Below are 20,955 nucleotides of genomic sequence, written 5' to 3'. Positions count from 1 at the left end.
AGGTCTATTCCAAAACATCATTTTATGATGAAGAAAGTATAGGTTTAAGGCATAACTAAAATCCTCCTCTCTTCAATTTTAAAGTGAACATCGCCAGTAGTCTGTAACGTTTCCAACACTTCATTAACGCTGTTGAAACGCGAAATGCGACCCCCAAAAAGTTTATTTATTTTTGTTCCGCGGTATTCGATATCTACATTGTACCAACGCGAAATTTTATTCATAATGGTTTCTAAATTCTCATCATTAAAGCTAAAAAAGCCGTCTTTCCAAGTCACCGCTTCTTCCGCATCTACATCTTTAATTAAAATTGATGGAGATGAAGAACTAATAATAGATTGCTGGCCGGGTTTTAACAGGTTTGAAGTTGAGGCACTGAGATTTGAAATCCTAACACTCCCCTCAAGCAATGTGGTTTTGTTATTGGGTTCATCATCATAAGCATTAATGTTAAAATGCGTTCCCAACACTTCAACCTCTTGATTTCTGCCAGCACCCAAATTGCTTTTAACTTTAAACGGAACCCGATTACCTGTTTTATTCAGCAACTTGGCGACCTCGAAATAAGCTTCACCCTTTAATTCGACCACTCTATTGCTCTGGTTAAAAACTGCTGGATATTTTAAAGATGATTCTGCATTGAGCCAAACCTTAGTGCCATCGGGCAAATTAACTTGATATTGGCCGCCACGGGGAGTTTCTATTGTATTAAATAAATCTTTTGCTTTTGCCGTTGATACCGATGCCACGGTATAAATAAGTTCTCCTTTATCGGTTTTGGTAATGTTGATGCCGGCTTGCTTGGCAATAATTCCGTTTGTAGCATCCGTTAGAGAAATTTTAGAACCATCGGCCAAGGTTAAAGTTGCCTTATTGCCTCCAGGTTTTATGGTTTTTGTTAGGGTTTTACCAAAATTTTGTTCAGCAGGAAGTTGTTTTTTAATTTGATTATTAATTACAAAACCGATGAAGAAAAGAACCACCGCGGCCGAAGCTATTTTTAACCATAAAGAATATTTTTTACCACTCTTTAGTTCAGTTTGTTCTTCTATTGCATTCCAGATTTGGTTTTTGGCATCAATTAAATCGGCATGATTTAAATCAGAATTTTTACCTGAAAGCTCAGCTAAGTGCCACGATTCTACTAAAGCTTTTTCTTGCTCTGTGCACAATCCGTCGCTATATTTCTGTAAAAGTTTCTCAACTTCTGCTTTATTCATCACTTTAATATATTTGGCTAATTAAATACAAGTAGGTTAAGTAAAGGCTAGGTAGTAGATGAAATGAAAATAATTTTAATTTTCTTTATTTGTAAAATTTTAAAGAGGTTGCTTTTAAATTTACGGAGTTCTTTTGTTGGATCGACCTAAAAGATTTGACAACTTTCTTATCTATTAGTTATTAAAGTTGTCAAATCTAACCTGAAGTAAATTAAATATTAGTAAAGCAAAACCTGTATTTCATTTTAACGTTTGTGCCCGCCACATGCTCATACGCCTGCAGGCCTTACACACTAAGGCCGGTATCCGCCATGTCGGGTTTAAGAAATTAAGTTTTTAGCACTGTTTAAGGTTAGGTAAACCCGATCGCCGCATTAATCCTTTTTGATTGCAGAAACACTGAAAACTAGAAGAAATCTCATCAAAAAAGATTAAAGCAAAGAGCGGGACTATCGAAACCGATAAGCACTACTGTTGCTTTCCAAAAAACAGAATGATATTTTAAATACTCACGAAATTCTTTCTAAATAGGATTTGGCAACTTTCCTTTGGCTATTAATTTGTCAAATCTAAACCTGATTTTTTTCTCACCCCTCGACTTCCTAAGTTATGCCTAAGAAATTATTAAAACGATGGCAAGAATTAAAAATGAAGTTAGTTTTAAACGTAAAACTTTAAGCGCATTGCTCATTTGTTTTTTAACCGTTTTATCAGAAAGATGAAGCAGTTCGGCAATTTCCCTCTGCGATAAATGTTGCTGACGGCTCATTTCGAAAATCTGTCGCATTTTTGGTGGCAACAAGCTTACTTCTTTCTCAATAATAGAGGCAAATTCTTTCTCACGAATGTAGTTATCTGTAATGCAATCGCCTTGATCTACAAATTTCTCTAGCGATAAAAGGTAATTGGATTTAGATTTATTTTTATCCAGCCAATCGAAAATTTTATATCGAACGGCAGTGTACAAATAAGACGATAATTGAGATTTGATTTTGATATTTGGATTACTCCACAGATAAACAAAGATTTCCTGAACAATATCGCGGGCATCCTCCTTATCATGAACCAATTTGCAGGCATAGATGTAAAGCAAACCATTAAAGCGTTCGTAAATTTCTTCGAAAGCATACTTATCCCCATCTTGCATAAGACAGAAGAGTTCGTTGTCAGTTAATGATTTATAAGTATACATTTGGTTAGAATGGTTAAACGAATGTAAGGAATAGTTTAAATTAAATCCTAACTAAATTTTAAATATCAAAACTAATTTAAAACGTTTTAACGACGATTATAATCCGTTTTACACGTAATTGTAATCTTTGGTTTTTTAATTGGCATATCGGGAAAAGTCGATATACATTTGTACCATGGATCAAGTAGAAGTTTTTAAAGCCCTTTCTAACAAAACCCGTTTACAGATTTTAAACTGGCTAAAATCGCCAGCAACGCATTTCCCTGATCAGCCAAATGCAGATTTTGAAAACGTTGGTGTTTGTGTTGGGCAGATTCAAATTAAAAGTGGTTTATCTCAAAGTACCATTTCCGAATACCTTTCCATTTTACAGCGTGCCGAGTTAATTAACTCTACGCGAGTTGGGCAATGGACTTACTACAAACGTAACGAAGAAGGCTTCGCAGAACTGGGCAAATTAATTAATCAAGAATTATAAAATCAGAATATATTATGAATACAGATAGTTTATTTAGGCCATTTAGCCTTAAAACATTGCATACAAAAAACAGAATTGTAATGGCACCGATGACGAGATCTTTCTCGCCAAACGGAATCCCAACTGATGATGTTGCCACCTATTATGCAAAAAGAGCTGAAGGTGAAGTGGGTTTAATTTTATCAGAGGGAACGGTGATCAACAGACCATCATTTTCTGCAGACCCAAACATTCCTCATTTTTATGGCGACCAAGCTTTAACTGCTTGGAAAAAAGTAATTAACGATATTCATTCGGCTGGTGGCCAAATGGGTCCACAGATTTGGCATCAAGGCATTCATGCAAATCATGCTTCTGGATGGTTGCCTAGCACTCCTTTTGAAGGCCCGTCTACTTTAAATAGCCCTGGTTTTGAAAATGGGGTAGCTATGACTGATGCTGCAATTGCAGATACGATTGCCGCTTTCGGCCAAGCTGCTGCTGATGCAAAAGCATTAGGATTTGATACTGTTGAAATTCATGGTGCACACCAATATTTAATCGATCAGTTTTTCTGGGATGCCACAAATAACCGTACAGATATTTATGGTGGCAAAACCCTAGCAGAACGTTCTCGTTTCGCCGTAGAAGTAATTAAAGAAGTGCGTAAAAGAGTTGGTGAAGATTTCGCTTTAATTATTCGTTTATCGCAATTTAAACCGGCCGCTTACGATTTCAAATTAGCAAAAAACGAACAAGAAATGGAGCAATGGTTAACGCCATTGGCTGATGCCGGAATAGATATTTTTCATTGTTCACAACGTCGTTTCTGGGAACCAGAGTTTGAAGGTTCTGATTTGAACTTTGCAGGCTGGGCTAAAAAACTAACTGGTAAAGCAACCATTTCGGTTGGTTCTGTTGGTTTAGATGGCGATTTCTTCGGTGCATTTGCTGGTCAGAGTTCTCAACCAAGTTCTTTAGATGAATTGGTGCGTAGAATGGATCGTGGCGATTTTGATTTAGTTGCTGTTGGTAGACCACTTTTGGCGGATCCAAATTGGGTAGAAAAAATTAAAAATAACCGTACCAGCGAATTGAAAGGTTTTAGCAAAGAAGCTTTGGCAGAATTGGTATAATTTGTAGGTTATTCGTTTATTGCAAGGCATAAAGCTACAAAGCAATTCCTTTGGGATAAGACTGCAACGATCGCTAATATTTTTTCTTTTTAAGTTTAAAAAGCATTCTGAAAGGAATGCTTTTTTTGTTCAATCTGTCCCGATTCAATCGTGTACTATATTTGCCAAATTTGCAAATGCATTATCCCAAAGGGACTCCTGCGGAGAGATTCCCTCCTGCGCTTAAATGACGACCGCTTGTGAAAGTGGGTAGCGTGAATTATACTTCGATAATATACCTATGCCAAATTCCATGATACGTGTCTCCACAGGTCATTAAAATAGTTTCAAAAAATCAATAATTTCATTCTAATTCCGTGCTTTCTGTGTTTCCGTGGCAAAATTATTGGAGTTCTTCCTTTCCTAAACATTATCCCAAAGGGACTCCTGCGGAGAGATTCCCAAATACGCGAGAATGACGACCGCCTTTGAAAAGTGGTTGATATTGCGCCATGGCATGTTTATCAAACACCCATGGTACGTGTCTCCACGGACCATTAACAATGGTTTAGAATAATTCAATAATTTCATTCTAATTCCGTGTTTTCCGTGTTTCCGTGGCAAAATTATTGGAGTTCTTCCTTTCCTAAGCATTATCCCAAAGGGACTCCTGCGGAGAGATTCCCAAATACGCGAGAATGACGACCGCTTGTGAAAAACAGAAATAAAATTCACACATTTTCTTTAAATTGTCCTCGTAAAACAATCCCAGAAATCATGTCGAATATCAAGCTCATTATAGAAGAAAGACCTGCCAACATTGGCAATTTTATGGTTGGTAGGTTGTTGCCTTTTCGCGAGAAGCGAATGGTTGGTCCTTTTTCTTTCATTGATCATATGGGCCCAGCGGCAATGAAGGATTATCAAAATCTGGATGTTCCACCTCACCCTCATATTGGTTTATCCACGCTTACTTTTTTATTTGAGGGAGAAATTACGCATAAAGATAGTCTTGGTTCTGATGTGGTCATAAAACCTGGACAGGTAAATTGGATGACTTCTGGAAGTGGCATTGTTCATTCAGAAAGAACTCCAGAATATCTTCGCCATACAGATAAAATGCTCCACGGATTGCAGATTTGGGTGGCTTTGCCGAAAGATTTGGAACAAATGGAGCCAACATTTTTTCATGCAGATGAAACTGAAATTCCAGCTTGGGAACAGGATAACATCAACTTTAAGCTGATTGCCGGTGAAGCTTTTGGACGAAAATCTCCAGTTCCTGTTTATAGTCCGCTGTATTTTTTAGAGTTGAAAAGCACAACACGCCAAAAAATCAACATTGGCGATTATCTTTTCGGAGAAAGTGCACTGTATATTTTGGAAGGCGCAATAGAAAGCGACGGACATTTATACGAGCCCAAATTAATTTTAATTGCAAATGATGCTAAACTTTGTGAATTTACCATGCATGAAAATACAACCGTTTACATTTTTGGTGGTGAACCATTTCCAGAAGATCGTTTCATCTACTGGAATTTTGTAGCATCGGATAAGGAATTAATCGAAAAGGCTAAAGTTAAATGGTTGGAGCAAACTTTTAAACCTGTTCCGGGAGAAACTGATTTTGTGCCTTTGCCCGATCAGAATTTGCGTAAGCATTAGCTTCATTCAAATAAATTTAATTCCTCTTAAACAAATTCATATTCACAGAAACGGCAACTCCTGTTGATGACAATTTAGAATTTCCATAGCCAATATCGGTAAGTGGAATTTTCATAAATGGCCTTGCGCTAATGCTTAGGTTGTTGTTAATTTTATGCTGAAACTCTACTCCAACATTTGCAATCCCCAAATAATGCTGATTTTGATTTTTCACTTCATAATCTAAAGGCTTTTGGTAGGCTTCTCCATAGGTATAGCTATATTTTTCTTTCAACATTAAATAACTCGATAAACCTGTACTCACTGTAATCGAATTTCTATTGTTATCAAAAACCTTATAATTTACATTTAACGGGATATCAATCACATCACAATTGGCATGAACATTTGTTGGGTTTACATTAAAAACATAAGTAGAATTTGGTCTGTAAAGGCTAAAATCAGAATCGTAAATCTTTTTTGCATAGGCTGCGCCAGAAGTTATGCTAAGCCTTTTAGTTAAAAACAAGGTGAGCTCTGCACCGAAACTTCCACTCAAAGCGCTTTTACCTGATGATTGTACGCTAGTTAAATCTGGCGCAGCCAAAATACTTAATACCAAACGAGGTTTAGATTTGAAAACTGGACTAAAAGCTTTATCCAACTTAGTACGGCCCGGACTTTTTATCAACTCTTCGGTTTTGTACTGAACTGGAATAATTGAAGAATTTAAACTTAAATCATAGTTAACATTTGCCAAAATGTTGGCATTTACTTTCTGCTCTACTATTAATTTTCCAAAAACATCGGTAATGGTTTTAATTTTATAGGTATGAAATTCCTTATTATTTCCAGAATCAATAACACTTTTATTTATAGCAACTAAGCCTTTATCTTTATTATCCAATAAGTCTTTGGTCGTCCTATTTACCTTGTTATTCTCAATTAAGTTTGAATCTTTTTTAATCGAACCCTTTACAATAGCTTTTGTATAAGTATTTCTCTCATCCAATTTCACAAATAAAAACACAACAAGCAACATTGCGGCTATACCCGCTACCGCAGCAAACCAAATAATTGGTATTATTCTACGTTTTTGCTTTGGGTGCAGTTTCTCCTCCAGATTATCCCAATCCAAATCATTAAAAGGAAGATCTGGATTTTCCAGTCCGTCTTTAAATAATTTATCTATATCTCTTCCCTCTTTCATTGCATGTTCGGGTTTAATCTAACCTGAATAAAATTCCGGTCATTTTCTATTGGCGATGTCCTCACCACATAAGTTTTAATATCAATTGCTTTTAGCATTTCCTGTAATTTTTGTCGAGCCTTAAATAAATTAGATTTCGACGTACCGATGGATATTTTCAAAATATCACCTATCTCTTCATGCGTATATCCATCAATGGCATAAAGGTTAAAAACCGTTCTGTAGGCCGGGCTTAAATCTTGAACCAATTCAAGCAAATCATTATAGGCCAGCTTATCGTAAACGGAAGTTTCGTGTGCAACGTTTTCATAATCGTTCACATCAACATGATCGGCAAACTTTAGGTTAGCCCTATAATAATCAATTGCGGTATTGGTTATAATACGACCTAACCATGGCATAAATGCCTTAGTAGATTCATATTTAGAAATGTTCTTGAAGGCTTTAAAAAATGCGTCATTTAGTATCCCAGCAGCATCCAACCGATTATTTGCATAACGTAAACAAATCCCCATAGCAAAGCTGTAGAAATGTTTATAGAGTGCTTTTTGGCTCTCTCTTTCATTTCTAATGCATCCTTGGATTTGCTTTTGTATTATATGTTCACTATCGCGATTAGTGGTCACTAGTTCTCCTTTCAAAACACATTACGGCAGGTTTTAGCAAAAGGTTGCCTCAAGAAAATATATTTTTATTTTTTTTGTATGGTTTAAATCGGCCTAAAAATCTTTCAGATCAATCTTTTTCCATTAAGCAACCCTTTACAACTTGGATGCGTAATAGAGGCATAATATAATTAAAGATAAAAATCTAAAACTAAAAACTTATGCTAATCTACTTAAAAAGAAACCTAATGGCGATTGTCTGCATCGCTATGATATTTACAGCTGCATGTAAGAAAAAAACGGTAGAACCGGTCGCAGAAAAAAAGGGAATTCAGTTGGCGACAGATGCAAAATTTGGAGCGGTACTCACCGATAAAGATGGGAAATCGCTGTACTTTTTTGCTACGGATGTTGCCGGAACTGCAAATTGTACAGGCGGTTGTGAAGCCGTTTGGCCACTCTATTATTCTGCCGATGCCAGTACAGATTTAAACCTAAATAAAGCAGAAGTTGGCGAAATTACCAGAGCTGATGGACGGAAACAAAGTACTTATAAAGGTTATCCGTTATATTATTATGCAACAGATGCAGTAACAGGCGATGTTAAAGGTGATGGCATTGGCGGAATTTGGTTTGTAGCCAAGCCAGATTATTCGCTAATGTTGGCGAATGCACAATTGGTTGGGGCAAACGGCAAAACTTATACCAGCGCTTATGTAGAAGGAACCGGAAATACAAAATATTTTACGGATGCATTGGGTAGAACGCTTTATGCTTTTGGCCCAGATAAAAACAACAAAAACAATTATACTAAGGCCGATTTGAGTAACAACGCCATTTGGCCAGTTTATGAAATCGAGTTAAAAAGCCTTCCGTCGGTAATTACAAAAGACTTAATTGGGGTGATTGATGTATTTGGAAAAAAACAAATGACGTATAAAGGCTGGCCCCTGTATTATTTTGCATCTGATGCAAAGAGAGGTGATAATAAAGGTATTACCGTTGGCGGAATTGGAACAGTTTGGCCATACGTTTCTACAAGTACGGCAGTTGCCCCTGTGGCACCATAAAATAAATATGAGTGAGCTTGATTTAGGCGGGTAGAGAAGTCGGTTGGTTTAGGCCAACCGGCTTTTTTTATACTTCGAGCAGTGCCTGTCTGATTTTTTCAGCAGCTTCTGCCAATTCTTCGTCAGTTGGTTTTAACTTTTCTTTACTGAAGTTCATATCACTCACATTATTCATTGGGATTAAGTGAATGTGTGCATGCGGAACTTCTAAACCAATTACCGAAACGCCAATTTTTTTACAGGGGAAAGCAACTTTTAAACCTTTAGCTACAATTTTAGCAAACATCCAAAGGCCAACATACAAATCTTCTTCCATATCGAAAATGTAATCACTTTCAATTTTTGGAATCACCAAAACATGCCCCGCTGTTAAGGGTTGAACATCTAAAAAAGCTAAATATTCTACAGTTTCAGCAACAACGTGTGCGCTAATTTCTCCTGCAACAATTTTCGAAAATATCGTCATAAAAAGGGTGGAAGGTTAAAGGTGAAAAAGTATAAGTTTTTAATAGCGGAGTGCAGGCCTTAAGCCTTAAACGCTCCGCCTTCTACTTATCTAGAGATTTCTAAAACTTCGAATTGCATTTTACCTGCAGGCACTTCAATTTCGGCAAATTCGCCAACTGATTTACCCAACAAACCTTGTGCAATTGGTGATTTAACAGAAATTTTTCCTGTTTTTAAATCGGCCTCAGTTTCTGCAACTAGTTGATAAGTCATAGTTGCACCGTTTTTAACATTTTTAATTTTAACGATAGACAAAGCAAGTACTTTTGATAAATCCATTTTCGATTCATCAATTAAACGTGCATTTGCCAAAGTGTTTTTTAGTTTCGAGATCTTGGCCTCATGCAAGCCCTGTGCTTCTTTCGCAGCATCGTACTCTGCATTCTCCGATAAATCACCTTTATCTCTCGCCTCTGCAATTGCCTTAGATATTAGCTGACGGCCGGTGGTTGTTAAGTAATGTACTTCCTCTCTTAATTTATCTAACCCCGCTTGGGTGTAGTATGTTACCTCTGTCATTGCTCTATTAATTTTATTCAAACTCTATAAAAAACAAACAAGACTATATAGTTGGTTTGCTACATAGTCTTGCTTCAATTATAACGAAGATAAAATGTGGAAATTACAAAAGCAAATAAAAGAACATGATTTTTATGATTTAAAGATTTATAAGGCTATAAAGCGTATTAATCTTTTGCAAAAAGGATTATGAATATGAAGAATCAAATTGAATCTACACTTCCTTTCTATAGGAAAATATTTATCCCGATAATCTATATTCACTCATTATTTCTACTTTTAGATAAATTATTCACATAAAATGAAAAAGATATTTTCTCTTGCCCTTATCTCCTACCTCGGGCTTCAGTTGGTTTCTGCGCAAGAACTTTATATGCCTCGAAACATTAAAGCTGCCTACGATAAAGGAACCCGTTCTATGGATGGCAAACCTGGTCCAAACTATTGGCAAAACCACGGCCGTTATAATATGGATATTAAAGTTGATGCCGATACGAAAGTTGTTAGCGGACAAGAAGAAATTCTATACAGCAACAATAGCGCAGATACTTTAAGAAACTTGGCCATTCGCTTTGTAAATAATTTACACAAACCAACTGCGCCACGTAGTGGAAGTGTGAGCGAAGATTTTTTAACCACTGGTTTAAACATTTCTTCTTTCTCTGTTGATGGAGAAACGTATAAAGTGGATAGTAAAAACTGGGGAACTGTAGGCAGTGTTAAATTAAAGAAACCTTTAGCGCCAAAATCAAAAATCACAGTTAAAATAGATTGGGATTATCCATTATCAAAAGAAAGCGGTCGTGAAGGGCAAATTGATCCAAACTCATTCTTTGTAGCCTACAGTTATCCTCGAATTTCGGTTTATGATGATTATAATGGTTGGGACAGAATCCCTCATACGGATAGAGCTGAATTCTACAATGATTTTAATGATTATGTTTTCTCTGTTAAAGCACCAAAAAATTACGTGGTTTATGCCACAGGCGATTTTTTAAATCCAGATGAAGTTTTGCAACCGGAAATTTCTGCCCGTTTAAAAAAATCATATACTAGTGATGATGTTATCCACATTGCGAACGAGCAAGAATTAAAAGATGGAAAAGTAACCCTACAAAAAGAATGGAATACATGGAAATTCTCTGTTGATCACATTACAGATGTTTGCTTCGCGATGAGTAACCACTACGTTTGGGATGGCGGAAGTGTAATTGTAGATAGCAAAGCTAATCGTAGAGCAAGTGCACAAGCAGCCTACAATCCAGCAACTGGAAAAGATTTTATCAATTCTGTAAAAAACAATATTTATGCCTTGGCTTGGTTTTCGAACAATTGGCCAGGAGTTCCTTATCCTTTCTCTAAAAGCATTGCTTTTCAGGGTTTTGCAGATATGGAATATCCAATGATGGTAAATGATTCTAATTTTGGCGATCCTGTTTTTGCGCAGTTGGTGCAAGATCACGAAGTTGCACATACTTACTTCCCATTCTACATGGGCATTAACGAAACCCGCTATGCTTACATGGATGAAGGTTGGGCTACCACTTTCGAATATTTAATTGGAATAGCCGAACATGGAAAAGATGCTGCCGATAGATTTTATAAAAACTTTAGGGTTAATCAATACATTAATGATAAATCTGCTGAAGAAGATCAGCCTGTAATTTCGATGTCTGATCAGGTTTCTGGTGCGGGTTACGGAAATAATTCTTATGGCAAAGCTTCACTTTCTTACCTAGCTTTAAAAGATCTGCTTGGCGATGAATTGTTTAAAAAGGCATTGCACAATTATATGAGCAACTGGAACGGAAAACATCCAATTCCTTGGGATTATTTTAATTCTATGAGCTCGGGTTCTGGCAAAAACTTAAATTGGTTCTTCAAAAACTGGTTCTTCACCAATAATTATATTGATTTGGCTATTGGTAAAGCAACAGCATCTAACGGAAAATATGTTTTGAATATTAAAAACACGGGTGGTTTCGCCATTCCATTTAATGTGGTATTAACTTACGAAGATGGAAAAACCGATATCATTCACAAAAGTCCTGATGTTTGGCAAGGCACAGAAAAAGAAATTACCATGACGATTAATACTTCTAAGAAAGTAAAATCTGCCGTTTTAGATGGTGGCATTTTTATGGATGCAACCCCAAAAGACAATGTTTGGGAAGTAAAATAAAAGTCATTGCGAGACGGGATTGAGCGGGTTGAAGCAATCTCTGTGTTAGCGTATTTCTTAAATCTTTACTAATTTTAAGAAGAACATTAAACACGGAGATTGCTTCATATTTGCTAAATAGTAGTCCACTTAGGTAATAAAATCATTTGGTTACTAACTATTTTCTGCCTTACAAGTTGGCTCGTGTTTTATTGGAAAGTTTAGTGAATTTGCTATAAAACACATTTTATTCGCTTCTGCATGCAGAGATTCTGCAAGTTCGTAATGGGCTTTATCTGCAATTAAAACTTGCGGATGCAATGTAACCTCTTTAAATTTCCCACTTCCATCTGCCAATTCTTCCATTGTTCCCACAGCTTCATCTTTATAATCGATTACTACAATTTCGTTTTTGGAGCATAAATGCAAATACCAAAGCATGTGGCAACTTGAAATGGAAGACAAAAGTAAATCTTCGGGATTATATTTCGATTTATCGCCAAGAAAGGCAGAATCTGATGAACCTGAAATATCTGCTTTACCCTGTACAGAAATTACGTAATCGCGATCGTAAGAACGGTAATCCATTGTACCAGAGCCTTTATTGCCTGTCCAAGTTACGGTAGTTGAATATAAGTGATCTTTCGGCATGATATAAATTGGTTAGAATGTATTGCCAATTTAAGAAAATAAATCATCCTTTTAAGGGATTAATTGATTTTCAAAAACTGAGATTATAAATATTGGGTTGGTTGCTTAATAGGTGTGGTTTTATCAAACGTTCCGAAGGAACGTACTTTTCGTCTATTATCTTTGTTACCCAGCAATCGTCCCGAAGGGACGAAAGGGAAATAATTGAGGCCGATTTAAGACTAATACAGATAGGGTTTATATTTCTACCCAGCGGGATGATTGCTGGGTAGAAAAAATAACGGCACGTTTATTTTCTACCCATAGGAACGTTTGATTACGGTTGATCAATCACAAACCCTACCTGCTTCTTTAATATTTCTTCCGGCTCAACCAGAATAGCTACCCAGCAATCACACCGCAGAGAAGAAGGAAATAATTGGGGCCGATTTAAGACCTAAAAAAGAATAGGACTTATATTTCGTCCCATAGGGACGGTTGCTGGGTAGAAAAAAAAACGGCACGTTTATTTTCGGTCCATAGGAACGGTTGATTGCGGTTGCTCAATTACAAACCCTGATCTGCGATCCTTTAATATTTCTTCTGTTTCAAACAATCTAAACCCGGTTGAAGTGGAAATCAAAAGCCTTTTTCTGGCTTTTATTGGAACAAAAAACGGGACCGAACCCAAACCACTTGCACAGGTTTTGCTTTTCTGATATTTAAAACACTACTCTTATAGATCTCTTAATTTATCCGCCAAAACTTCCGAAATTTTTCGGTAAGAATCGAATGTCCATCCGCCAACATGGGGTGTTAAAATAACTTGATCGTTTAATTTCAACTCATTATACCAATCTTGTTGGCTTAATGCGGGGAATTTTTCAACCTGCAGAACATCCAATCCAGCACCCAAAATTTTACCGGATTTAATAGCATTTAGAACCGCTGAAACATGAACGATTTCACCACGAGCTGTATTAATAAAGAAAATTGGCTTTTTAAAATGAAAGAAATATTCATCATCTACCATAAGTTTTGTTTCGGCAGTTAATGGGATGTGCAAACTTAAAACATCGCTGTGTTTAACAATTTCTTCCATACTCACTTCGCGAACAAAATCATCAGTAAAGCCAGTTTTATATTTATCATAAGCCATTACATCTACTTCGAAGCCAGCAAGTTTTTTAGCAAAACTTTGCCCCATGAAACCGTAACCAATGATCCCAACTTTTTTGCCTTTAAGCTCGTAACCGCGATTGCCTTCACGATCCCAAATGCCGTTTCTAATTTCATTATCCGCCCTGCGGAAGTTATTCATGAGCGATAAAAGCAACCCGACAGCATGTTCTCCAACAGCATCGCAATTACCCTCTGGTGCATTAATCAATTGAATATTTCGCTCAAAAGCGATTTTATCATCAATATTATCCAAGCCTGCACCAGCACGTGCAACAAACTTTAAATTTGGAGCCACGTCGAAAAGCTCGGCATCGATTCTGAATTTGGTTCTTACAGCAATGCCCACGTAATCTTTTATTTTCTCTAAAGTTTGCTGACGTGTAATTAACGGCTCATCGTCCACTTCGTAACCCATCGCAATAGCCTGTTCTTTAAACGTTGGATGAAGATCATCAACTATTAATATTTTTTTACTCATGATAAAGCAAAAGTAGCATTTTAAGATTTTTGTTGAGCGTTTAAATCGGCAAAGTGCTCAATAATTTAATCAACTTTATATAAGTAGCTGGAGGTTGCTGTAAACGAGTTGTTAAACCACAAAAATATTACCCTAAAATGGCTGTAATAAAATAGTTACGGGCTCTTTTTTAAACTTCCGTGCCGTTACTTTGTCTCCCTTTAACAAAACACATAAAATTTATTTTTTTTAATGAGAGTATTACAATCAAAAACAATACAAATTACCCTTTTATTTTTAAGTATTTCCTTTTCTTTATTTGCACAAACTGGCGGAAAGGCCAAAATTACCGGGATTTTAAAAGACGCAAAAACACAGGAAACGATTCCTTTTGCAACAGCAGTTTTAATTAACAAAACCACAAAAGCAAATGTAAAAATTGCTCAAACCGATTTAAACGGCGCTTTTGTAATGGCAGACCTGCCTGCGGGAGCATTTACCTTTAAAATTAGCTTTGTTGGTTACCAAACCATGGTTAGAGATAACGTGGTGATTACGGCAACAACAGGAACATTAAATTTTGGCGAGATTAAAATGAATGCCGCTAAAGGAAACATTCTGAGTGAAGTAACTGTGACTGCCCAAAAAGCAACCATGCAGATGGGAATTGACAAAAAAGTTTTCTCAGTAGATCAAAGTTTGGTAAGTGAAGGTGGTTCGGCTGGAGATTTACTTCAAAACGTGCCTTCAGTTTCTACTGATATTGATGGCAACGTAAGTTTACGAGGTTCGACTGGTGTAAAAGTTTTAATTGATGGAAAACCATCGCTAATTGCTGGCGGAAATGTTGCCCAGGTTTTGGCTTCCATTCCTGCAAGCTCAATTGAAAGTGTAGAGGTAATTACCAATCCATCGGCTAAATATGATGCTGAAGGTCAATCGGGAATTATCAATATTATATTAAAGAAAAACACCAAACTGGGTTTTAATGGTTCAGTTGCGCTTACTGCCGGTAACCGCGATAATTATAATGCCAACACAAATTTGAGTTTCCAAAACAGTAAAGTTAACCTTTATGGAAACTACAGTTATCGTTATGGCAATCGCGTTGGTGGTGGTTACCAAGACATTACTTATAAAAACACAACAAGCTCTACCGCTTTCGCCAATCAGAACACGGCTTCAACTTCGTTAGATAAAGGCCATAATGCTAAGGCGGGATTAGATTATTACCTTGCTGAGAAAAGTGTAATTAGTTTATCTGGTAGCTTTAACTCTAGAGAAAATGACCGTAACGAATTGCTTAACATCAGACAGTTAAGCAGTACTCAAAGTCCTGTTTTATTGAGCAATAGAAACAACATAAATAGCGGTGATGGAAATAGTTATGATTTGAATTTAGATTTCGTTCAGAAGTTTAACAAACCTAAAGAGGAGTTAACTTTTAACTTTGGCTACTCTTACGGAACAAACAATAACGATCAAACTTATAATACCAATGTTACCAATTTGAATGGTACAAATGTGAATTTAAACCCAAGTTTGCAACGTACTTTTAACACTGGCGATAATACCAATTATAATATTCAGGCGGATTATGCTCTTCCGGTAGGAAAAGCAGGAAAAGTTGAAGCTGGATATCGCAGTCAGATTCGTTTGGGAAATAACGATCAATATGCCGATTCTATTTTAACTACCACAAATGTTTATGTGCAGAACAATAAGTTGATTAACAACTTCGATAGTAAAGATCAGGTACATGCTTTGTATTTAAACTACCAAAACCAGATTAAAGATTTCGGTTACCAAATTGGTTTAAGAGCTGAAGATGCCCGATTAGATACTTACTTGGAAGGTTATACAAACAATGTATTAACACCAGCCAACGGACAAATTCATTATAAAAGACTTTATCCAAGTGTTTATTTAACGCAAAAACTTAAAGGCGATCAGCAAGTTCAATTGAGTTATACGCGTCGTGTTAATCGCCCTAGACCATGGGATACCAATCCATTTTTAGATGTTTCGGATCCTTTAAATTATAGAGCGGGTAATCCAAATTTATTGCCAGAAGATGTTCACTCTTTCGAATTGGGCTACAGCAAATACTGGAAAAAGGTAACGTTAACTTCGAGTTTATATTTCCGTCAGACTAATGATGTGATTCAAAGGGTTAGAAGTGTGCCAAATTCTGCAGGTATTATCACATCAACACCTCAAAACTTAACCCAACAAATTAATAGCGGTTTAGAATTAATAGGCCGTTTTGATTTAGTAAAAGCTTTGAATTTTACCACCAATGTTAACTTATATCAAAGCAAATTTGATGGCGATGCAAGATATAACATTGCAGATAGAAGTGGTTTTAGCTGGAATGCCAATTTAACAGGAAACTTAACCGTAGTTAAAAATGTATCGTTGCAGGTTCGTGGCGATTACAGAGCTGCAGAAGTTATGGCGCAGGGAAAACGCAATGCGATGTATGGAATTGATGGAGGTGCTAAATACGATTTCCCAAACAAGAAAGCATCTCTTAGTTTAAATGTTAGAGATATCTTTAACACTCGGAAATGGAGCATGACAACCGACGATAATTTTACCTATATAGATTTTCAACGCCAAATGCAGGGCACAATGGGGAATTTAACTTTCTCTTACCGCTTCGGAAAAACAACATTTAATAACGTTAAAAAACAGAAAAAAGACGATCAGCAAGATAACAGACCTGATGAAGGTTCATTTTAAATTAAAATAGGCGCTTAGAATTTTTTTAAGCGCCTATTTTTTAACTAATCAGATATTGAAAAAACCTCTCCTTAAACTTTGTCTTACCTTAATAATTTTACTCAACAGCCTTTTGCTAGTCGCTGCCGAGAAAGGTATTATTAGTGGGCGAGTTATTGAAGAGGTTGGCGGTTTATCCATTCCATCAGCAATAATTTCAGTTTATGCAGATGGAACTGAACAGCCTTTAATTACATCTTCTACAGATGAAGATGGCCGTTTCAGCATTAAAAACTTAAAGCCAGGCAACTATCACATTAAAATTAGTTTTGTTGGTTACGCACCTCTAATCGTAAACGGAATTATTTTAACCGAGAAAGATTACGATAAAAACTTAGGTTTCTTAAAGCTTTCCTCTGATCAAAATTCCCTTCAAGAAGTTACCATTACTGTACAAAAACCACCTATTGAGTTTGGTGCTGATGGCGTTACTTATAATGTCGGCTCATCGCTTTTAGCCGAAGGAAGTACCGCAACCGATGTACTAAAAAATGTGCCTTTAGTACAGGTTGATATTGATGGAAATGCAACCATTGCCGGTAAAAGAAATACCAGAATTTTTATCGATGGGAAACCTTCTGATTACATGACTTCCAATATTTCGGATTTACTGAATGTTCTTCCATCCGATGCAATCGACAAAATCGAGGTGCTAACCAATCCTCCTTCCAAATACAGTGGCGATGGAGAAGGAATTATCAATATAGTAATGAAAAAAGGATTCAAGGTTGGCTTTAATGGCAATGTTGGAGTTTCTAGTGGTTTGCAGGGAAATGGAAATACAAATGCCAACGCATCTTATCGAGGAAAATCATATTCAGTAAATGGAAGCGCCGCTTACCGATACAATATTGGTAAAGGAAACAGCCACAATTATCGCGAAAACTTCTTTCCTGATACCACATTCTACTATGATCAATACGGAGGTTTTAAAAATAACAATACCGGTGGCAATTTTAGATTAGGTTTCGATTGGACTATTTCTCCCAAACAAAGTTTGAGACTTTCTACTAATTACAACAACAACAATTCAACTTCAAACTCGACTACTGATCTGCATTATTTAAGCGAAGAACTTATAGAGAGGCGACTTAGAAATCAGTTAAATACCGGTAATGGAAAAAGCAACAATTTTGTTTTTAATATTGATTACGATTTGCAAACCGATACCAGTGGTGGAAAGCTGTCACTAAGTGCTACGGTAAACAATAATAATAACGCAGATTTTCGATACTACAGCACAACTTATGCACAACCCGATACTTCTACCCCATCCTTACAACAAAACAATAACGATACTGGAAATGACGGCATCACGCTAAATTTAGATTACGAAAAGCCTGTATTTAAAAAGAGAGATCGGATAGAAATGGGGCTTGCTTACAATTACAGAAAAAACGATAACGATTTGTTAATTGAGAATTTCAATTTCAATACCCAACAATTTATAACCAATGTTAAACTTTCCAACCAATTTTTATACAACGAAAATATTGTTGCAGGTTATGCTTCTTACAATTATCGAAATGTAGGCTGGGGCGTAAAAACCGGTGTTCGGGCAGAACTTACAGATGTTGCTTTTGATTTATCGAATGGGGAGAATTATAATGTAAAACCTTACCTCAGTTTGTTTCCTAACCTATCACTAAATCGATTTTTCAGAAAGCGTTACAGCTTTGGTGCAACATATAGCATTCGCGTTAATCGGCCACGAGAGAACAGCTTAAATCCACAAATAAACAATGTAGATACTTTAAATATTTCTTACGGAAATCCAAATTTATTGCCAGCTTACACTCATCAAGTAGAAATTAATTTTGGAGCTTTTGGTCAGAAATGGTCATTCAATCCGAGGCTTTCCTATTCTACAAGTCAGGGTGTAATTGAGCGCTACCGAACGGTTACCTTAATCCCCGGAACAAGCACAGCGAGATCCGAAAGCACATTTGATAATGTGGGAACCAATAACTCACTTGCCTTAATTCTAGTCGGAAATTACCGTCCAACCAACAAAATATCAGCAAATAGCAACCTCAGTATTATCCAAAGCAATTATAAATCGATGTTAAATAGTTCATTAAATAGAGATGGACTTAGCTTTAGGGCAGCCATTGGGTTGTCTATGCAACTGCCCTTAAAAACTGCTTTCGAATCGAACTTAAACTACGCAAACAATACCAACGCCCAGGGAAGAAACAAGGGTTCAATGACATCAAATTTCTCTGCTAGAAAAGTGTTTTTCGGAAATAGATTAAATTTTAGAGTAACAATTAACGATGTTTTTGGAAATAGAAGCAATACTTTTTACAATGAAGGTCAAAATTTTAGACTAGAAAATTTCTCAACGAATAATACCCAAAACTTCACTTTCAGTTTAAATTACCGCTTTACCAAAATAACGATAAATAAAATCCCGCCCCCTCCCGTTAAAGCTCCATAGAATTCTCAAGCAATATTATTTATCTTGCGATATGGAAGAAATAAACCCTTGGAAAACCCTAGAGAGCGAAATCAAATACAACAACAATTGGATTAAACTTACCGAGCATCAGGTTATAAATCCTTCTGGTGGCAAAGGAATTTATGGCGTAGTACATTTTAAAAACTATGCCATTGGAATTTTACCGCTAGATGAAAACTACAATACTTGGTTGGTTGGCCAATACCGATATGCTCTAAATGCGTATAGCTGGGAAATTCCCGAAGGCGGTGGTCCGCTAGATGAAGAACCATTAGAAAGTGCTAGAAGAGAGCTTTTGGAAGAGACAGGAATGAGTGCTAAAAACTGGTTGGAGATTCAGCGAATGCATCTTTCTAATTCTGTTAGCGATGAATTATCCATTATTTATATTGCAACTGATTTAATTCAGGGAATTGCAATGCCCGAAGAAACAGAGCGGTTAATTGTTAAAAAAATCCCATTTGAAGAGGCTTATCAAATGGTTTTAAATGGAGAAATTACAGATTCTATGAGTGTTGCTGCAATATTAAAAGCAAAGCTGATGATTAATGAAAAACTGATTTAATGATCTAATAATCAAATGTTCCTACGGAACATAAAAACATCAATTACATATTTTTTTTCTACCCAGCAGATGTCCCGACGGGACATTTAAATATCTATTAGACCAATCCAGTCTTTAATTCTATGTTTTATACCGATAGCCAAGGCTGTTCCGTAGGAACATTTGCTTGGTAAAACCTAACGATAAAAATATTTTCGTTCCGTTAGGAACGTTTGATATATAACCTCATTATTGAAAATATCTGAAATCAAATATTCCTACGGAACATAAAACCCATCAATTATATTTTTTTTCCTACCCAGCATATGTCCCGATGGGACATTTAAATATCTATTAGACCAATCCAGTCTTTAATTCTATATTTTACGCCGATAGCCAGGCTGTTCCTAGGAACAGCTGCTGGGTAAAACCTATCGACAAAAATATTTTCGTTCCGTTAGGAACGTTTGATATAACCTCATTATTGAAAATAACTGAAAGCAAATGATCCTTCGGAACATAAAAACCATCATATTTTTTTTCTACCCAGCATACGTCCCGACAGGACATTTAAATACCCATTAGACCAATCCAGTCTTTAATTCTATATTTTATGCCGATAGCCAGGCTGTTCAGTAGGAACATTTGCTGGGTAAAAATATATGAATATAATTATATCGTTCCGTTAGGAACGTTTGATGTATTTAGCTACATTAATAAAAAAATATCTATGCCAAATACCTATACTCAGCTCCACATTCAATTTGTATTTGCTGTAAAGTTTAGAGCATCAATCATTCCTAAAGACTGGAAAGGCAGACTCTTACAATATGTTTCGGGTATTTTTCAAAACAATAATCACAAAGTATTGCAGATCAACTGCATGCCAGATCACATTCATATATTTATAGGAATGCGACCCCATCAGTCTATTTCAAGCCTTATCCAAAATGTAAAAACAGAAAGCTCAAAATGGATCAATGATCAAGATTTTTGCAAAAATCGATTTGCTTGGCAAGAAGGATATGGAGCATTTTCTTATTCAAAAAGCCATGTAAATAATGTTATCAAATACATTCAAGATCAGGAAAATCATCATAAAAAGAAAACGTTTTTAGAGGAATATGAGGATTTCCTTAAGGCATTTGAGATTGAGTATGAGGAGCAGTTTATTTTTAAAGCGCTTGAGTAGTACTT

17 protein-coding genes are annotated in these 20,955 nt (G+C 36.2%); 9 read left to right on the top strand and 8 right to left on the bottom strand.

The features are described 5' to 3' along the window. Positions 1-44: 44 nt before the first annotated feature. Together H7U22_RS00810 and H7U22_RS00805 are read right to left on the bottom strand one after the other, a co-directional pair. Entirely contained in the window at positions 45-1,220 is a 1,176-nt protein-coding gene (locus tag H7U22_RS00810; protein WP_187069441.1) for a FecR family protein, read from the bottom strand. Positions 1,221-1,833: 613 nt separating this feature from the next. Continuing rightward, entirely contained in the window at positions 1,834-2,412 is a 579-nt protein-coding gene (locus tag H7U22_RS00805) for an RNA polymerase sigma factor (RefSeq protein ID WP_187069440.1), read from the bottom strand. Positions 2,413-2,587: 175 nt separating this feature from the next. Here H7U22_RS00805 and H7U22_RS00800 point away from each other — a divergent pair, with 175 nt between their 5' ends. From H7U22_RS00800 to H7U22_RS00790, 3 genes are all read left to right on the top strand, one after another. Further along, a complete protein-coding gene (locus tag H7U22_RS00800; protein ID WP_187069439.1) occupies positions 2,588-2,890 on the top strand; it encodes an ArsR/SmtB family transcription factor in 303 nt (100 codons plus the stop codon). Between the two features lie 14 nt (positions 2,891-2,904). Then, a complete protein-coding gene (locus H7U22_RS00795) occupies positions 2,905-4,005 on the top strand; it encodes an NADH:flavin oxidoreductase (protein ID WP_187069438.1) in 1,101 nt (366 codons plus the stop codon). A gap of 756 nt (positions 4,006-4,761) precedes the next feature. Further along, positions 4,762-5,649, top strand: coding sequence for a pirin family protein (locus H7U22_RS00790; protein ID WP_187069437.1), 888 nt, complete (start codon positions 4,762-4,764; stop codon positions 5,647-5,649). A 16-nt stretch (positions 5,650-5,665) separates the two neighbouring features. Here the strand turns inward: H7U22_RS00790 and H7U22_RS00785 are convergent, their stop codons facing one another. Beyond that, positions 5,666-6,838 (bottom strand): hypothetical protein, encoded by a 1,173-nt coding sequence (locus H7U22_RS00785; RefSeq protein WP_187069436.1) that lies wholly within the window; start codon positions 6,836-6,838, stop codon positions 5,666-5,668. Continuing rightward, complete coding sequence (locus tag H7U22_RS00780; RefSeq protein WP_248284642.1) at positions 6,835-7,479, bottom strand: RNA polymerase sigma factor; 645 nt, start codon at positions 7,477-7,479, stop codon at positions 6,835-6,837. The genes H7U22_RS00785 and H7U22_RS00780 overlap by 4 nt, the downstream gene beginning before the upstream one ends. Before the next feature lie 185 nt (positions 7,480-7,664). Here H7U22_RS00780 and H7U22_RS00775 point away from each other — a divergent pair, with 185 nt between their 5' ends. Further along, positions 7,665-8,513: a hypothetical protein gene (locus tag H7U22_RS00775; protein ID WP_187069435.1), complete on the top strand. Its 849-nt coding sequence runs from the start codon at positions 7,665-7,667 to the stop codon at positions 8,511-8,513. A 67-nt stretch (positions 8,514-8,580) separates the two neighbouring features. Here the strand turns inward: H7U22_RS00775 and H7U22_RS00770 are convergent, their stop codons facing one another. Both H7U22_RS00770 and greA read right to left on the bottom strand, forming a co-directional pair. Beyond that, entirely contained in the window at positions 8,581-8,979 is a 399-nt protein-coding gene (locus H7U22_RS00770) for an HIT family protein (RefSeq protein WP_187069434.1), read from the bottom strand. A gap of 86 nt (positions 8,980-9,065) precedes the next feature. After that, positions 9,066-9,539: a transcription elongation factor GreA gene (greA, locus tag H7U22_RS00765; protein WP_187069433.1), complete on the bottom strand. Its 474-nt coding sequence runs from the start codon at positions 9,537-9,539 to the stop codon at positions 9,066-9,068. 301 nt (positions 9,540-9,840) lie between these two features. Between greA and H7U22_RS00760 the strand changes: the two genes are divergently transcribed. After that, a complete protein-coding gene (locus H7U22_RS00760) occupies positions 9,841-11,721 on the top strand; it encodes a M1 family metallopeptidase (protein ID WP_187069432.1) in 1,881 nt (626 codons plus the stop codon). Between the two features lie 153 nt (positions 11,722-11,874). Here the strand turns inward: H7U22_RS00760 and H7U22_RS00755 are convergent, their stop codons facing one another. Continuing rightward, positions 11,875-12,351, bottom strand: coding sequence for an OsmC family protein (locus tag H7U22_RS00755; RefSeq protein ID WP_187069431.1), 477 nt, complete (start codon positions 12,349-12,351; stop codon positions 11,875-11,877). Between the two features lie 715 nt (positions 12,352-13,066). Continuing rightward, positions 13,067-13,990: an NAD(P)-dependent oxidoreductase gene (locus H7U22_RS00750; RefSeq protein ID WP_187069430.1), complete on the bottom strand. Its 924-nt coding sequence runs from the start codon at positions 13,988-13,990 to the stop codon at positions 13,067-13,069. Positions 13,991-14,221: 231 nt separating this feature from the next. On the opposite strand from H7U22_RS00750, the gene H7U22_RS00745 reads away from it, so the two are divergent. The 4 genes from H7U22_RS00745 to tnpA all read left to right on the top strand — a co-directional run bounded on the left by H7U22_RS00745 (position 14,222) and on the right by tnpA (position 20,950). After that, a complete protein-coding gene (locus tag H7U22_RS00745) occupies positions 14,222-16,714 on the top strand; it encodes an outer membrane beta-barrel family protein (protein WP_187069429.1) in 2,493 nt (830 codons plus the stop codon). A gap of 55 nt (positions 16,715-16,769) precedes the next feature. Then, entirely contained in the window at positions 16,770-19,193 is a 2,424-nt protein-coding gene (locus H7U22_RS00740; protein WP_187069428.1) for an outer membrane beta-barrel protein, read from the top strand. A 31-nt stretch (positions 19,194-19,224) separates the two neighbouring features. Next, positions 19,225-19,779, top strand: a complete 555-nt coding sequence (locus H7U22_RS00735) for an NUDIX domain-containing protein (RefSeq protein WP_187069427.1) — start codon at positions 19,225-19,227, stop codon at positions 19,777-19,779. Between the two features lie 592 nt (positions 19,780-20,371). Beyond that, positions 20,372-20,950, top strand: a complete 579-nt coding sequence (gene tnpA / locus H7U22_RS00730) for an IS200/IS605 family transposase (RefSeq protein WP_248284641.1) — start codon at positions 20,372-20,374, stop codon at positions 20,948-20,950. The last annotated feature ends 5 nt before the right edge of the window (positions 20,951-20,955 follow it).

The organism is Pedobacter fastidiosus (genome assembly GCF_014306625.1).
Lineage (GTDB): Bacteria > Bacteroidota > Bacteroidia > Sphingobacteriales > Sphingobacteriaceae > Pedobacter > Pedobacter fastidiosus.
This window is presented reverse-complemented; position numbering and strand designations above follow the sequence as displayed.

What these genes read in the sequence shown, in the direction of transcription:
- H7U22_RS00810 (WP_187069441.1), bottom strand. Translation starts at nt 1,220, where the DNA reads ATGAATAAAGCAGAAGTTGAGAAACTTTTACAGAAATATAGCGACGGA.
- H7U22_RS00745 (WP_187069429.1), top strand. Translation starts at nt 14,222, where the DNA reads ATGAGAGTATTACAATCAAAAACAATACAAATTACCCTTTTATTTTTA.
- H7U22_RS00795 (WP_187069438.1), top strand. Translation starts at nt 2,905, where the DNA reads ATGAATACAGATAGTTTATTTAGGCCATTTAGCCTTAAAACATTGCAT.
- H7U22_RS00735 (WP_187069427.1), top strand. Translation starts at nt 19,225, where the DNA reads ATGGAAGAAATAAACCCTTGGAAAACCCTAGAGAGCGAAATCAAATAC.
- H7U22_RS00775 (WP_187069435.1), top strand. Translation starts at nt 7,665, where the DNA reads ATGCTAATCTACTTAAAAAGAAACCTAATGGCGATTGTCTGCATCGCT.
- H7U22_RS00785 (WP_187069436.1), bottom strand. Translation starts at nt 6,838, where the DNA reads ATGAAAGAGGGAAGAGATATAGATAAATTATTTAAAGACGGACTGGAA.
- H7U22_RS00750 (WP_187069430.1), bottom strand. Translation starts at nt 13,990, where the DNA reads ATGAGTAAAAAAATATTAATAGTTGATGATCTTCATCCAACGTTTAAA.
- greA (WP_187069433.1), bottom strand. Translation starts at nt 9,539, where the DNA reads ATGACAGAGGTAACATACTACACCCAAGCGGGGTTAGATAAATTAAGA.
- H7U22_RS00760 (WP_187069432.1), top strand. Translation starts at nt 9,841, where the DNA reads ATGAAAAAGATATTTTCTCTTGCCCTTATCTCCTACCTCGGGCTTCAG.
- H7U22_RS00755 (WP_187069431.1), bottom strand. Translation starts at nt 12,351, where the DNA reads ATGCCGAAAGATCACTTATATTCAACTACCGTAACTTGGACAGGCAAT.
- H7U22_RS00805 (WP_187069440.1), bottom strand. Translation starts at nt 2,412, where the DNA reads ATGTATACTTATAAATCATTAACTGACAACGAACTCTTCTGTCTTATG.
- H7U22_RS00770 (WP_187069434.1), bottom strand. Translation starts at nt 8,979, where the DNA reads ATGACGATATTTTCGAAAATTGTTGCAGGAGAAATTAGCGCACACGTT.
- tnpA (WP_248284641.1), top strand. Translation starts at nt 20,372, where the DNA reads ATGCCGATAGCCAGGCTGTTCAGTAGGAACATTTGCTGGGTAAAAATA.
- H7U22_RS00790 (WP_187069437.1), top strand. Translation starts at nt 4,762, where the DNA reads ATGTCGAATATCAAGCTCATTATAGAAGAAAGACCTGCCAACATTGGC.
- H7U22_RS00800 (WP_187069439.1), top strand. Translation starts at nt 2,588, where the DNA reads ATGGATCAAGTAGAAGTTTTTAAAGCCCTTTCTAACAAAACCCGTTTA.